Raw genomic sequence first — 14,029 nt, 5'->3', positions numbered from 1 at the left:
TCGTTCAATCGCTCGATTTCAGCCCAGGAGTACATCTATGACTGCGATACGGGAACCCTTGCTTTCGCCGCGAGTCCGGACCTTGATGGACCGGATCGAGACAGGACTGCCTGCCGGGCGGATTCCCGCAAATATATTCGGAAATCCCGAGGTACATCAGACGGAATTGCGCAAGATATTCGGCCGCGCCTGGGTTTTCATGGCACACGAGTCCGAGATCGAGGCGAACGGCGACTATGTCGTGCGCCGGATCGGGGAGGATTCGTTCGTCGTCACCCGGGACGAGGAAGGCGATGTTCACGTCCTGTTCGATGCCTGCAAACATCGCGGGGTTCAGATCTGCCGGGCTGATTCCGGCAATACCTCGCATTTCCGCTGCCCGTACCACGGTTGGACCTATTCCTCCGACGGCAGTCTGGTCGGTGCGCCGCTGTGGAAGAACGCCTTCGGAAATATGCGCAAGGAGGAGAACGGGCTGGCCAAGGCCGCGCAGGTCGAATCCTTCCATGGGCTGATCTTCGCGACACTGGATTCGACGGCGCCGCCGCTGCGCGAATACCTCGGCGGTATGGCCTGGTATCTGGACCTGCTGTTCGGGCTGGACAAGGACGGGGTGGAGGTGCTGGGTAAGCCGCAGCGCTTCGTTCTCGATGCGAACTGGAAATCCGGTGCGGATAATTTCTCCGGCGACGACTACCACCTCGGCACGCTGCACAAGTCGGTCTATGCCATCGGCGCGTTCCCGATTCCCTTCAGCGAGAACATGATGGGATACCATATCCAGGCCTCGCCCGGACATTCGCTGTCGTTCTCCATGGCAGAGGATGCCGACGAACCCGGACCGAACTTCTTCGGATTTCCGGAAAGCCTCGCCGAGAATTTCGATACCGCGAATATCTCCGCACCGCAGCTCGAAGTGGCACGACGTTCGCGGGTGATCGTCGGAAACGTCTTCCCCAACTTCTCCATTCTCGCGCTGCCGATGACCGAGGACGGGTCGCATCATCCGCCGACCGGCGTGCTGACCGTGCGGTGCTGGCAGCCGAAGGGGCCTGGGCAGGTCGAGATGTGGAACTGGTTCCTCGGCTACAAGAATATGACACCCGAACAGAAGGATCGCGCCTACCGCGCGGGGCTGGGCACCTTCTCCCTCGGCGGCGCGTTCGAGATGGACGACACCGAACCGTGGATCACGGTGGGGCGCACGGGTCGTTCGGTCGCGGCGGAGTTGCTGGACTTCGAACTCAACTACGAGATGGGCATGCCCGGCATCGGCATGGCCCATCCGGTGCGGGACTGGCCCGGTCCCGGCAAGGTCTTCTGGACCCGCTACGAGGAGGGCGTCCAGCGCAACATGTACGCGTACTACGCGGACCTGATGCGCGCCGAGCCGGGGCAGTGGCCGGAGCACGAGTTTTGAGCCGCGACGACGCCGCGACCGCGGACGAGCAGGTCCGCGCCAGGTATCGAGACGGTGGCCTGCTCGGGACACTCACTCCGGGGACGCGTCCCGCGCTCGTCGTGGTCGATCTGCAGTACGGATTCACCGAGGCGCAATACGGTCCCGGTTTCGAGATGGACGCGGTGATCGCCGCGGCCCGGGAACTGGTGGACGCGGCGCGCGACAACGGCGTACCGGTCTACTTCACGACCATCGCCTTCCCCGTCCACGGCGACGGAACGGCCGGCACCTGGCTGCGCAAGATGCCCGCGATGCGGGAACTGCGAGCAGGTGACCGCAGCGTGGACATCGATCACCGGCTCGGCCGGCGTGACAACGAGGCGCTGGTGGTCAAGGAGGCCGCCTCGGCATTCGCCGGTACCGATCTGGCGCAACAGCTGACCGTCGCCGGTATCGACACCGTGCTCGTCGCCGGTGCGACGACCTCCGGCTGTGTCCGGGCGACCGTTGTGGACGCCTGCGCCGCCGATCTGCCCGCCTTCGTTGTCCGGGAATGCGTGGGTGACCGCGAGGACGGACCGCACCGCGCCGCCCTGCTCGATATCGATGCCAAATACGGGGACGTGATCCCACTCGCCACCGCCCACGCAATCGTCAAGGGGCTGCTATGACTACCGCTGTCCGATCCTCGCTCCATCTGGCGCCGGCCCTCGAGATTCCGGCCCGCGCGGCCGGAGACGTGCCGGGCAGGCTGGTCGTGCCCGGCGTCGAATCTCCCGACTGGGGACTGAACCAGGAACGGGAGCTCGGATTCTTCGAGCCTGCAATCGATTCCGGGAAATTCCTCGCCGAATTGGCCCGGTCGGGTCTGCGTGGCCGCGGCGGCGCCGGATTCCCCGCGCACCGCAAATGGTCGGCGGTGGCGGCGAGTTCGGACAGTGTGGTCGTCGCCAACGGCCACGAGGGCGAACCCGCATCGGGCAAGGATGCGTGGCTGCTCACCCGCCGACCGCATCTGGTCCTCGACGGCCTGCTGACTGCCGCGGTCGTCACCGGATCCAGCGAAGCCGTCGTCTACGCCTCCGAACCCGCGGTCCTCACATCGGTCCGCGCGGCCGTCGCCGAGATCGTCGAGGCCGGAATGGTTCCGCACGGTGTGGCGCTGCGGGTCCACGAGGCCCCGCCGGGCTATGTGGCGGGTGAGGAATCGGCTGTGGTCGCGTCGATCAACGGCCTCCCGGCCAAACCGACGAGCAAGCCGCCTCGCCCGTTCGAGGTGGGAGTGCGAGGTGTGCCCACGCTGGTGAGCAACGTGGAGACCTTCGCCCACGCGGCGTGGATTCGCCGGTACGGTGCCGCCGAATTCGCCCGGGCGGGCACCGCGGCCTCGTGCGGCACCGCGCTGTTCACCGTCACCGGCCGGGTGGCGGAGCCCGGAGTGTACGAAATGCCGCTCGGAGCAACAGTTTCCGAGCTGGCCGCCGCGGCCGGCGGAGGCGACGTACCGATGACCGGCGCGCTGCTCGGCGGTTGGTTCAACGGCATCGCACTCGGTGATATCGGTGCGCTGTCGTGCTGCTACGACGCGATGCGTGCGGCGGGCACCGGCCTCGGCTGCGGCGCGATCACGGTCCTGGGGCCCGACGACGACCTGGTCGCGCTGGCCGGGGAACTCAGTATCTGGTTTCAGAACGAGAGCGCGCTGCAGTGCGGTTCGTGTTTCACCGGCACCAAGGCGATCGCGCGGGCGTTGCGGCAGATCCTGCGCGGTGAGGACGCAGCTGGTCATTTGGCCGATCTGACCCGCTGGGGTTCGGATCTGCCCGGCCGCGGCGTCTGCGGCCTCATCGACGGCGCTGCGGCGCTGGCTCGAAGCGGCGCGGAAGAACTCGCGCGTCGTGATGCACGGAAGGAGCAGTGAGCATGCGGGTGATCGTGGACAACACCAAATGCGATGGGTACGGCACGTGCCTGGACATGTGCCCCAGCGTCTTTCGCTCCGATGACTGGGGCTACGCCGCGGTCGTCGGAGACGGCAGCGTCCCGGAGTCCGACGAGACGCTGGTGCGCCGGGTGATCTCGCTGTGTGCGGAGAGCGCGATCCGCGAGATCTGAACCCTGCGATGCCGGAGGCCCGGCCGTGGGCAGCGGCGGCACGACGATCGATCAGCTGAAGGAGTAAGTGTGTATCTGGGTCTGGAAAACGGTGTGGCACTGGTGACGGCGGCCTCGCGTGGAATCGGCCGGGCGACGGCCGAAGGGCTTGCCGCCGAAGGAATGACGGTGATCGCGGCCGCCCGGACCGCCACCGGGGAGCCCGAGACCGTCGGCAACGGGTCCATCGTGCCGTTCGCCCACGATCTGAGCGACGCCGAAGCCACCGCGGCCCTTGTCGACACCGTGGTGTCCACCTACGGTGCACTGGACGTAGTGGTCCTCAATACCCCTGGGCCACAGATCATTCCGGCCTTGGACGCGGAATGGGTCGACTGGTCCGCCGCCCACGACACCCTGCTGCGTCCGGTGGTGCAGCTGGGCACCTCGGCTGCGCGGGTGATGCGCGACAAAGGTACGGGCGCCATCATCCTGCTGTCCTCGACCTGGGTACGTCAGCCCGCCGCGGGTGGTGTGTTGTCCGCCTCGTACCGTTCGGCCGCCTCGGCGTTCGTCAAAACCCTTGCCGGCGAACTGGCGCCGTCGGGCGTGCGCGTGAACCAGATCATGCCCGGCGCCACCGGAACCGACCGGATGCAGGGGATCGTCGAGTCGAAGGCGGGTCGCAACGGCACCACCGTCGAGCAGGAGATCGCGCGCGTCGTCGCCGATATTCCGGCGGGCCGCTGGGCCGAGGCGAGCGAAATCGCCGACGTGGTCGCATTCCTCGCCTCCACGCGGGCGTCGTTCATCACCGGTACCGCGCTGGCCGTTGATGGCGGAGCGGTGCGCGCCGCGCACTGAGCCGCTGCATCCCGAGTGAGACACCCACTCAGAGCATATTTTTCACCAATCGAGAAGGAAGTATCGATGCCCAAGACCCTGACCGAGAATTTCGTCGAACAGTTCCGGCTGTGCAAGGTCACCGCCGGCGAAACCGTGGCGGTGATCGCCGAACTCGGCCAGAAGACCGAGTATGTCGAATCTGCGGTGGCGGCGGCGCGACAGCTGGGCGCCGGTGTCCTGGTGCTGCACGCGTCCAGCCTGTCCAATCCGATGCTGCCGCCGTACCAGCCCGACGGCCGCGAGGTCGCGCCGTTGCTTGCCGCGGCGGGGGAGTGCGATTTCGTCGTCGACGTCACCGTCGGTGGGCTGATCCACTCCGACGTGCGCACCCGGATCACGGGGAACGGCAAGCGGATGCTGTTCGTCGCCGAACCGAACGATGTGCTGGAACGCCTGATGGGCGATGAGGACCTGCGCACCACCGTGGAGGCCGGCGGCCGGAAACTGCGCGCCGGATCGACCCTGCACGTGACCAGCGCCGCCGGCACCGATCTGACCGCCGACATCTCCGGCGCGGACCTGCCGATCACCCACCAATGGGGTTACGTCGACGAGCCGGGCCGCTGGGACCACTGGCCCTCGGGTTTCGTCGCGTGCTTCCCGAACGACCGCACCGCCGAGGGCCGCATCGTGCTGCAGCCCGGCGACGCGCTGATTCCCTGGCAGCGCTACGTCCAGGACACGGTGACCATCGAGGTCGAGAAGGGCTACATCAGGAAGATCTCCGGCGCCGGTGCCGACGCCCACGTGCTCAACGACTACTTCGAAGCCTGGGGCGACGACGAGGTGTGGGCCACCAGCCACATGGGCTGGGGTGTGCTGCCGCATGCGCGCTGGTCGGCGTTCGACGTCTACGACTCGCGTTCGCTCTACGGCCAGGAACTACGTTCCACCGCAGGCAATTTCATGTGGTCGACCGGATCCAACCGGTTCGCCGACCGGGAGACGCCCGCCCACCTGGACGTGCCGATGCGCGGCTGCACCGTGGAGATCGACGGTGTGGCCGTGGTCCGCGACGGCGCCCTTGTAGGACAGGAGTGAGCACCGTGGACAAGAACGCGATCGAACAGGCCGTGCTGGCGATGGCCCGCGATACCGAACTGCTCGAGCAGGTGAAGGCGCAGCCCTCCCGCGCGCCGGAACTGCTGGGCGTAGATCAGGAGTGGGCCGAGACCATCCTCTCCGGTAACCGGGATCGGTTGCGTGCCATCGGACTCAACGACGGCCTGACCATTCTGGTGAGCCGCTGGTTCAACGACGATCTGGGCGATGCCGCCAGCCGGGGCGGATTCATTGTCGACGACACCCTGCCGCCGGCCGACCCCGAAGTGCCCGCCGGCGTGGTCTTCGCCGGAGGCTGCTCGCATGTACCGGATCTGCTGGCCCGGCCCGAGATCGATCCGGCCGATGCGGTGTCCCGGCTGCTCGACGGCTACGAACGCCTGCGGCGCGATCTCGTCGCCGCCGACCCGGATGTCGTTCTGGTGACCGCCGATTGCCACTTCCAGAGCTTCGAGACCGGTCACACCGTGATCGGTACCGGCGCGGGCCACACCGGTTCGATGGAGTTCTTCAAGCGCGGCGATCTGGATCTGAACCTCACCGGAATGCCGGATTTCGCAGGCGAATTGGCTGCCGCGGTGCGCGAGGCGGGGTTGGAGGTGGAACTGGCCGAGCGTGTCGATCTCGACCACGGGCTGATCGTTCCGCTGCGCCTGGTGCTGCCGCGCCCGGACCTGCCGGTGATTCCGATCATCACCCAGCCGCACCGCAGCTTCTCCCCTTTCAACGCGCGCCGTTTCGGTGAGGCGCTGCGCGGGGTGGTGGCGCGGTCGGGCCTGAAGGTGGCGTTCCTGGCCACCGGCGGACTGTCGCACTGGCTGGATCCCGGGCATTTCGGTGGCGTGGACGTCGAATTCGACACCTACATCCTGAAGCTGCTGGAAACCGGACGCGGTCTGGATCTGTGCTCGCTGGAGCCGTATCCGCTGCTCGAGCACGGCCAGTACGAGATCCAGAACTGGATGATCATGCTCGGGCTGATCGGTCCCGGCGTGCACGGCACCGTGTACACCTACGAGCCGATGGAAGCCTCCGGCGGCGGCTGGACCGTGGTGAATATGGATCTCGCTCGCGCCCGGAGCGAGAGTGCGGCGGCAGTCGCGGCAGGGCAAGCATCATGACACCGCGGACGCTGCGGGTGGGCGTGACGCAGTGGCACGCGACCACCGATATCACCGCCAATCTGGCTACCGCCCTTCGGCTGATCGATCAGGCCGCGACCGCCGGCGCACAGCTTGTGACGCTGCCGGAGAACGGCCTGATGCTGGGCACCAACGCGCAGATGCGCGAGGCGGCTCTGCATGAGGATTCCGACGAAGTGCGGCAGTTGCGCCTCGCCGCGGCCACTCACGGGGTGGCGGTGGTGCTGGGTGGGATGAAGAACCGTACCGCCGAGGCGACCTACAACTCGGCGCTGGTGATCGACGCCGCCGGCGAGCTCGTCGGACGCTACGACAAGATGCACCTGTTCGACGCCACCATCGGCGGGCAGTCCTTCGAAGCTTCGACGGTGGAGCGGCCCGGCGCCGGACCGGTACTGCTGGATCTGGACGGCATCCGCATCGGCCTGACCATCTGCTACGACGCGCGATTCCCCGAACTGTCGCGGGCACTGGCCGCGGCCGGCGCCGAGGTGCTGCTGGTTCCGGCGGCGTTCGTCCAGTCGACCGGGGCCGCGCACTGGCACACGCTGCTGCGTGCGCGGGCCATCGAGAATCTGGCCTACGTGGTCGCGCCGGCGACCGTGCATTCGCCGGACCCGGAGTTCGCCGAGGCGTTCGCCACCTACGGGCACGCGCTCGTGGTGTCACCGTGGGGTGAGGTGCTCGCCGATCTGGGTGAGGCCCCGGAGGCCGTCCGGGTGGTAGAACTCGATCTCGAGGCCGTCACCCGGGCCCGGTCCACCCTTCCGGTGCTGGCCGGTCGCCGCCGCATCGACGAGTACAACGCCCAGCCGCGTGTGCTGAGTCTCGCCACCCGGAGTGCGGATGGTGTGACTGCGGGGGATAGGCGATGAGCGAATCGACTGCATCCGATCTGCCGGCCGGTGTGGTCCGGGCCGAGGAATGGTCCGGAGTCGGAAACGAATTCACCGGCGCCCAATTCCGCAAGGTGTGGACCCGCAACGGGGAACGCCTGGAGATCCGCGTCCCGCGCACCGGAACACGCATCCTGCTCGATGCCATGGCCCTCGAGGTCATTGCTGGGCAGACACCCGAGTTCTTCACCCGGCTGATCGCCGAGGGGCTGGGCTCGGCGGAGGAATGACCATTTCCACCACTCGACACGAAGGTAGAGAGTCGATGACGACCACACGGGTGGGCATGATCGTGCCCAGCTCCAACACCACCATGGAAACGGAGATTCCGGCCATGCTGCGGGCCCGCGCCGAGGTGCGGCCCGAGGAGCAGTTCACCTTCCACTCCTCGCGCATGCGCATGCAGCATGTGACGCCGGAGCAGCTGACGCAGATGGATGCCGACTCGCTGCGCTGTGCCGCCGAGCTCGCCGACGCCCGCGTCGACGCGATGGCCTACGCCTGCCTGGTGGCGATCATGGCGCAGAGCCGCGGCTATCACGTCGTCTCGGAATCCAAACTGGCGCAGGTCGCGAAAGAAGAGAGCGGCGAAGCCATTCCGGTGCTCTCCTCGGCAGGCGCGCTGACAGAGGCGCTGGCCCACCTGAATGTGCGCAAGATCGCCGTCGTCACGCCGTATATGAAGCCGCTGACAGCGACAGTGTGCGATTACATCGAGCACGAGGGCTTCGAGGTGGTGGATTCGCTGAGTCTCGAGGTGGCCGACAATCTGGCCGTCGGGCGGCTCGATCCGCGCAATCTGCTCGAACACGCCCGCACCGTCGACACGTCCGGCGCGGAGGCCCTGGTCATCAGCGCCTGTGTGCAGATGCCGTCGCTGCCGATCCTCGACGAGCTGCAACGGCAGTTCCGGATCCCGGTGCTGTCGGCCGCCGCGGCGACCACCTGGCGATTGCTGCGCAGTCTCGACCTCGACCCGGTCGTTCCGCGCGCCGGCGCACTACTCGCCCCGTAATTTTCGCACCTCCCGCACCTCCCGAATTTCTCGAATTCCCACAGCCCACATCACGAATCGAGATCCCATGAGCTTCGATGCTCTGTTCCAGCCGGGCCGCATCGGGCCGGTCGAGTTCCGCAATCGCGTGGTGAAATCACCGAACAGCAGCGCGACCGCCAATATGGACGGCACGATCAGCCAACGGACCGTCGACCACTATCGCCGTCTCGGCGAGGGTGGCGTCGGCCTGATCATGACCGAGTACACCTACATCGACGACGACGCCAGCAAAGCGATCCACAATCAGCCCGGGATGAGCCGCCACGAGCACATCGCCGGATGGGGATGGCTCGTCGACGAGGTGCATGCCACCGGCGCCAAGATCGGCCTTCAGCTCGCCCACGGTGGCCGCCAGAAATTCCTCGGCACCGCGCCGATCAAATCGGCCACCGACAGTTCCTGGGACTACGTCGAGGCGGTGGCCGGGGTGATCCCGCAGCCGGTGACTGTCGCCGAGATCGATGATATCGTCACCGCTTTCGCCCAGGCTGCGCTGCGGGCGTGGAAGGCCCGCTTCGACCTGGTCGAGGTGCATGCCGGGCACGGATATCTGATCACCAATTTCCTGTCCCCGCACACGAATTCGCGCACCGACGACTACGGTGGCAGCTTCGAGAACCGCTCCCGCATCCTCATCCGGATCGTCGACGCCATCCGCGCCACGGTGCCGCGCGATTTTCCACTGAGCGTGCGGGTTTCGGTCACCGACTACGAGCCCGACGGCATTCCGATCGAGGAGACCGTCGAGTTGTGCCGGATGCTGGAAGCGCACGGGGTCGATGTCATCCATGCCTCCGGCGGCCACCACGCCACCATGGAATGGGAGGTCAGCCCCTGGTTCAACACTCGCGCACCGCACCGCTGGGGCTGGGAGAAGTTCCGCCCGGAGCTGTCGATCCCGGTGATCGGTTCGGGTTCGCTGGTCTCCCCGGAGGTTGCGAACGATGTCATCGCCTCCGGCTCAGCCGATTTCGTTTCGCTGGGCCGTGCCATGCTCGCCGATCCGGATTGGGCGCGCAAGGCGCAGGCGGGGCGGGCGCTCGAGATCGTGCCCTGTATCCGATGCAACGACGGCTGCCTGCATCGCGGCGTGGACAAGGGCCGCTCGGTCGGGTGCACGGTGAATCCGTCCGTGACCGAGGAGGGCCGGTTCCCGATCACCGTGGCCGGCACCAGGAAGTCGGTTGCGGTCGTGGGTGCCGGACCCGCCGGTCTGCGCAGCGCCGCCGTATTGAGCGACCGCGGACATGAGGTGCGACTGTTCGAACCCGGCGAGCTCGGGGGTCTGCTCACCCACGCGCTGGGATCCACGGTTAAACAGGACATCGCGGCATTGGTGGACCATCTCGTACACGAGGTCCGGCGCCGGGATATCGCGGTGGTGCCGGCCCGGGCCACGGCCGCGGAACTGGTTGCGAGCGGAGTGGATTCGGTGGTGCTCGCCACCGGAGCACCCTTGCGGGAACCGGACTTCCCGATCGCCGCGGACGTGCCGGTGATACCCGCGGCGCAGGTGCGCGCCGATGCTCCGCTGCACGGGCGGATCGTGGTGATCGGCGGCGGGATGCAGGGTTGCGAGACCTCGCTGCGCATCGCCGAGATGGGCGATGCCGAGGTAACGGTTGTGGAGCAACAGGATTCGCTGCTCACCGGCGACGAGGTGGTCTACGACGCCATGAAGCTGCCGCAGTTCATGCGGCAGGCCGGGGTGCGTATTCGCACCGGCGTGCGAGTGAGCGAGGTGACCGCCGAGGGTGTCTCACTCCGTACCGCGGACGGCGTCGAGGTGCTGCCCGCCGACGCAGTAGTGCCGGCGCTGGGCCGCACTGCCGCGTCGAACGAACTCGCCGACGAATTGCGCTGCGCCGGAATCGATGTGCAACGTGGTCGGCTCGGCGCTGCGACCGGGACGGGTGTACGACGCGATCCACACCGCGTTCTTCGCCGCGCGGATCATATGACCGAATGCCGCCGGGGCGGCCGGTCCTCAGGCCGACGGCTCCGGCGGCGCCATGAGAATCAGGTTGGAGGTGGCGAAATCCGGCAGCACCGGATCGGAATCGATCCAGTAGATCGGCGCGGGACGTTCGATACGTCCATGTTCGTCGTGTTCGATCACGATGTCGCGGCCGCGCATCGCCAGCAGCAGGGAATCGAAGCAGTGATCGGGATCGGCATCGAGTACCAGGCCCAACGCGGCATCGATCAAATGGAACTCCATGATCCGGCGTGCCGAAGCCGCATTGCGATTGCCGATCGCGTCCAGAAAGAACTGATCACTGTCGATGAAATCGTCCGGGGTGCGGGCATGCGAGAGATAGACGCTCTGATGCCGGTAGATCATGGTGTGCAGCGAACTGGTGATCTCGGCGAAATTCGACGGGTACCGTGTCAGCGCCACGTCGTGGAACAGTTGGTGGGCATCTTGGAAACGGCGACTGTGCGAGCGATGAGTACGCATGTCCTCGAGATGGTTTCGCATCTGCTCGATATCGTCGTCGCCGAGTATTTCGACGATCGCCCCCACGGTCGGCGGCTCCAGCAGCAGGCGCAGCGCATAGCTCTGTTCGGTTTCGGAATTCACCAGCGGAGCCACATGCATGCCGCGGTTGGCGTGCGCCACCACCAGGCCGTCCGCTTCCAGCCGCTGCAAGGCCTCCCGCAGGGGAGTGCGGCTCACCTCGAGTTCGTTTGCCAGTTGCTCCTGGGACATACGCCACCCGGGTGCGTAGACGCCTGTGATGATGCGGTCCCGCAGTGTCCGGTACAGCGCGTCGACGGTGGTACCGGCGCGGATCCGTCGAGCAGAGGTAGTCATCAGCATCATCCTAAGGTCACCGGTGAACGCCGCATTCCGCCGTCGCCCAGAAGTGTATCCAATTATGTGTACAAATGGTGTGGTGGTGCCGCACCGAGCCCGGAAAGGAGCCCCGATGGGTGCATTGGATGGTCAGGTCGTCGTCTTCACCGGCGCGGGGGCGGGAATCGGCCGGGCGGTGGTCGAACGATATGTTGCGGAGGGCGCGCGCGTGGTCGCGGTCGACATCGCGGATCGGGTTCTGGAGTTGCGTGGCGCACTTGGGGATTCGGTCCGGCCGATGGTGGCCGACGTCGCCACCTGGGAGGGCAATGTCGCGGCGGTGGATGCCGCCGTAAGTGAATGGGGTCGGCTCGACGTCTTCGTCGGCAACGCGGGCATCACCGATGGGGCGCGGCCGATCGAAGAGATCCCTGGCGATCAGCTGACCGGAGCGTTCACCGAGTTGTTCGGAGTGAACGTCCTGGCCCCGCTGCTCGGTGTGCGGGCCGCTTTGGAGGCGCTGGTGGCCACTCGTGGCAGTGTCATCATCACCGGTTCGTATGCCAGTACGAATGCCGCAGGCGGCGGCGTCCTCTATACCGCGTCCAAACACGCCGTCCACGGTGTGGTACGGCAACTCGCCTACGAGCTGGCGCCCGATATCCGCGTGAACGGGGTGGCGCCGGGTGTGGCGCCGACCCGGCTGCGCGGCACCACCTCGCTCGGTCAGACGGCCGCCGATTCGGTCTTGGACGGAACACGGGAAAAGCTTCCTCTGCAGGAGGTTCCGTCCGTGGACGCCTACAGCGGAATCTTCACCCTGCTCGCCTCTCGCTCCGAAGCGGCCGCGATGACCGGAACGCTCGTCACCGCGGACAGCGGTCTGTCGGTGCGGGGTATCGCGCGGCCCGGTGGCCGGGTACGCGAAGCCTGATCGCCCGGGTCCGCGGGATCGGAGCCGGTGCTGTCTGCAGCAGTCCCGGCCTCTAGGAGTCCGCTGCGTCGCCCAGCCGGTGCGGCGCAGCGGAATCCGCGCGGGCCGCGGCATTGCGTTCGATCAGCCGGCCGATGTGGTCGAGGATGCGGCACAGCCCGTATTCGAAGTTCCGCTCGTCGGACGATCCCGAGCGGAGTCGATCTGCTCAACTTCGCTCCGGATTCTCGCGTACGGATTCGTGGGATGTTTCGATCTCGGTCACTGTCCATGACGCTTCTACGTCGGTACCACCCGCATCACATCAGGTCGCGTCGCTCCAGGCGCGTCAGTTGTCCGACCGACACGGCCGCGATGACCAGGCACAGAGGTATCAACCCGAATGCCGCCCGAATCCCGAGCTGATCCGCCGAGGCGCCGAGGAGGAAGGGAGCGGCCCCGAAACCGAATGCGATGCCGTAGGAGTTACGCGACATGGCGAGTTCGGACTGCTGATTCGATGCCCGCATCGTCAGTGCCACGCCGAGCGGAAAGTGTAACGAGATACCCAATCCGCAGCAGATGAGGCCGGCTATGGCGATTTTCGGATCGGCCGCGGACCAGAACACCGCGAATCCCGCCGCCGCGACCGCCAGCGCGGCAAACATCAGCGGTACCGTGGGCACCCGCGTTACCACCCGTCCGCCCGCCAACCGGCCGGCGAGCATGCCACCGAGGACAGCGGAAACGCCGATGGCAGCCAGGTCCGCGGTCATTCCGGTTTGCATTCGGAGTTGCTCGGGTGCCCACAGCATCAGGCCCGCCTCGACGGAGCCGGTGGCCAGCAGGCAAATCCACGCCAGCCAGTAACGCCGTGGCAGGCCCGCGCTTTCCGTATGTCGCCGATCGACAACGAGGCGGACCGCAGCCGTGGAACGCCGGTGGGACAGCGCGGTAACCACCGCCAGTGCACCGGCAAAAATGATCGAAATGCCCAGTGCGGCACGCCAATTCAGTCCGGAATCCACCGCGACGTTGATCAGCAACGGGGCGATGATCCCCATGCCGGCGCTAGCGGCGTTGGCTTCGCTGATTGCGGCCGCGGACGTTGTGCCATGGTGGTCAGCGAGTCCGGTGGACACTCCGCTGAGCACCAAGATACCGAAGGTCATCGCGACTACCGCGGCGATGAGTGTGCCTGCCACCGACGAGATCAGACAGAACATGGCAACACCGGCGGCCAGTCCGCCCAGGGCGATCGAGAGTACGACGGCTGGTGGCAGCCGCCGGGTCAGATGTGGGAAGAGCGCACCTCCGATCACCGCGCCGATCGCCAGTGCCGGTCCGTACAGGCCGGCGACGGTGCGGCTGATATCCGCCTCTTGGCGGAAGAGGAGTACAGCCGGTCCGAATCCGAATTGGAAATATCCCAGCGCGCCTTGCTGTGCATAGTGCAGCCAGGTGACGCGATCGCGTACCAGCCTTGGCACCGAAAAACTGCGGTCTGTCGTCTCGGCAGGTTCGAGCTGGACGGTTCGTGATTGCAACGCACCGTCCAGTCCGACGGAATGGGCGCTCAATGAAATTCAACCTTCGTTCATTTTCCTGTGCACATGGCAGAGCCGAGTGTCATCGCTGCTATTTCTGAGTCAGGTGACATAGTGGGCGTACGAGCTGACAGAAATGCGACGCGGCAGCGAACGTTAACGGAAGGTAAAAGCACAGATAAATCGATAAGATTCGGCGGGCGAAGACGC

The 14,029-nt window shown here is 66.5% G+C and carries 14 protein-coding genes and 1 pseudogene; 12 read left to right on the top strand and 3 right to left on the bottom strand.

Annotation, left to right across the window (positions count from 1 at the left end; all coding sequences use genetic code 11):
• Positions 1 to 37 precede the first annotated feature (37 nt).
• The 11 genes and pseudogenes from ON44_RS42620 to ON44_RS42570 form a co-directional block, all read left to right on the top strand.
• Positions 38 to 1,420 carry an aromatic ring-hydroxylating oxygenase subunit alpha gene (locus ON44_RS42620; RefSeq protein WP_083898519.1) on the top strand — a complete coding sequence of 461 codons (1,383 nt, stop codon included), beginning with the start codon at positions 38 to 40 and terminating at the stop codon, positions 1,418 to 1,420.
• Entirely contained in the window at positions 1,417 to 2,073 is a 657-nt protein-coding gene (locus tag ON44_RS42615) for an isochorismatase family protein (RefSeq protein ID WP_040700787.1), read from the top strand. Before ON44_RS42620 ends, ON44_RS42615 begins: the two co-directional genes overlap by 4 nt.
• The gene (locus ON44_RS42610; protein WP_051183294.1) at positions 2,070 to 3,323 is read left to right on the top strand and encodes an NADH-ubiquinone oxidoreductase-F iron-sulfur binding region domain-containing protein; all 1,254 of its coding nucleotides are present in this window, start codon (positions 2,070 to 2,072) and stop codon (positions 3,321 to 3,323) included. Before ON44_RS42615 ends, ON44_RS42610 begins: the two co-directional genes overlap by 4 nt.
• A gap of 2 nt (positions 3,324 to 3,325) precedes the next feature.
• Complete coding sequence (locus tag ON44_RS42605) at positions 3,326 to 3,517, top strand: ferredoxin (protein WP_040700785.1); 192 nt, start codon at positions 3,326 to 3,328, stop codon at positions 3,515 to 3,517.
• 69 nt (positions 3,518 to 3,586) lie between these two features.
• Positions 3,587 to 4,360, top strand: a complete 774-nt coding sequence (locus ON44_RS42600) for an SDR family oxidoreductase (RefSeq protein ID WP_040700783.1) — start codon at positions 3,587 to 3,589, stop codon at positions 4,358 to 4,360.
• A 66-nt stretch (positions 4,361 to 4,426) separates the two neighbouring features.
• Positions 4,427 to 5,443: a 2,5-dihydroxypyridine 5,6-dioxygenase NicX family protein gene (locus ON44_RS42595; RefSeq protein ID WP_040700781.1), complete on the top strand. Its 1,017-nt coding sequence runs from the start codon at positions 4,427 to 4,429 to the stop codon at positions 5,441 to 5,443.
• A 5-nt stretch (positions 5,444 to 5,448) separates the two neighbouring features.
• On the top strand, positions 5,449 to 6,585 hold the full coding sequence (locus ON44_RS42590) for a DODA-type extradiol aromatic ring-opening family dioxygenase (RefSeq protein ID WP_040700830.1): 1,137 nt from the start codon (positions 5,449 to 5,451) through the stop codon (positions 6,583 to 6,585).
• Entirely contained in the window at positions 6,582 to 7,481 is a 900-nt protein-coding gene (locus ON44_RS42585) for a nitrilase-related carbon-nitrogen hydrolase (RefSeq protein WP_051183293.1), read from the top strand. The genes ON44_RS42590 and ON44_RS42585 overlap by 4 nt, the downstream gene beginning before the upstream one ends.
• Positions 7,478 to 7,732: a hypothetical protein gene (locus ON44_RS42580; RefSeq protein WP_040700779.1), complete on the top strand. Its 255-nt coding sequence runs from the start codon at positions 7,478 to 7,480 to the stop codon at positions 7,730 to 7,732. The genes ON44_RS42585 and ON44_RS42580 overlap by 4 nt, the downstream gene beginning before the upstream one ends.
• A gap of 35 nt (positions 7,733 to 7,767) precedes the next feature.
• The gene (locus ON44_RS42575) at positions 7,768 to 8,517 is read left to right on the top strand and encodes a maleate cis-trans isomerase family protein (protein WP_040700778.1); all 750 of its coding nucleotides are present in this window, start codon (positions 7,768 to 7,770) and stop codon (positions 8,515 to 8,517) included.
• A gap of 67 nt (positions 8,518 to 8,584) precedes the next feature.
• A pseudogene (locus tag ON44_RS42570) lies at positions 8,585 to 10,387 on the top strand (oxidoreductase); the annotation flags it as partial.
• Here ON44_RS42570 and ON44_RS53870 read toward each other — a convergent pair.
• Together ON44_RS53870 and ON44_RS42565 are read right to left on the bottom strand one after the other, a co-directional pair.
• Positions 10,319 to 10,516 carry a hypothetical protein gene (locus tag ON44_RS53870; RefSeq protein WP_306306541.1) on the bottom strand — a complete coding sequence of 66 codons (198 nt, stop codon included), beginning with the start codon at positions 10,514 to 10,516 and terminating at the stop codon, positions 10,319 to 10,321. The pseudogene ON44_RS42570 and the gene ON44_RS53870 sit on opposite strands and share 69 nt — an antisense overlap.
• 30 nt (positions 10,517 to 10,546) lie before the next feature.
• The gene (locus ON44_RS42565; protein WP_083898522.1) at positions 10,547 to 11,377 is read right to left on the bottom strand and encodes a GntR family transcriptional regulator; all 831 of its coding nucleotides are present in this window, start codon (positions 11,375 to 11,377) and stop codon (positions 10,547 to 10,549) included.
• Here ON44_RS42565 and ON44_RS42560 point away from each other — a divergent pair.
• Positions 11,301 to 12,293 carry an SDR family NAD(P)-dependent oxidoreductase gene (locus tag ON44_RS42560; protein WP_306306540.1) on the top strand — a complete coding sequence of 331 codons (993 nt, stop codon included), beginning with the start codon at positions 11,301 to 11,303 and terminating at the stop codon, positions 12,291 to 12,293. The two genes, ON44_RS42565 and ON44_RS42560, sit on opposite strands and share 77 nt — an antisense overlap.
• A gap of 299 nt (positions 12,294 to 12,592) precedes the next feature.
• Here the strand turns inward: ON44_RS42560 and ON44_RS42550 are convergent, their stop codons facing one another.
• Positions 12,593 to 13,852, bottom strand: coding sequence for an MFS transporter (locus ON44_RS42550; protein WP_051183292.1), 1,260 nt, complete (start codon positions 13,850 to 13,852; stop codon positions 12,593 to 12,595).
• Positions 13,853 to 14,029 lie beyond the last annotated feature (177 nt).

Origin of the sequence: Nocardia vinacea NBRC 16497 (genome assembly GCF_000308835.1) — a bacterium.
Taxonomy (GTDB): Bacteria; Actinomycetota; Actinomycetes; order Mycobacteriales; family Mycobacteriaceae; genus Nocardia; species Nocardia vinacea.
The sequence above is the reverse complement of the archived record's forward strand: the minus strand, read 5'-3'. Positions and strand labels throughout refer to the sequence as shown.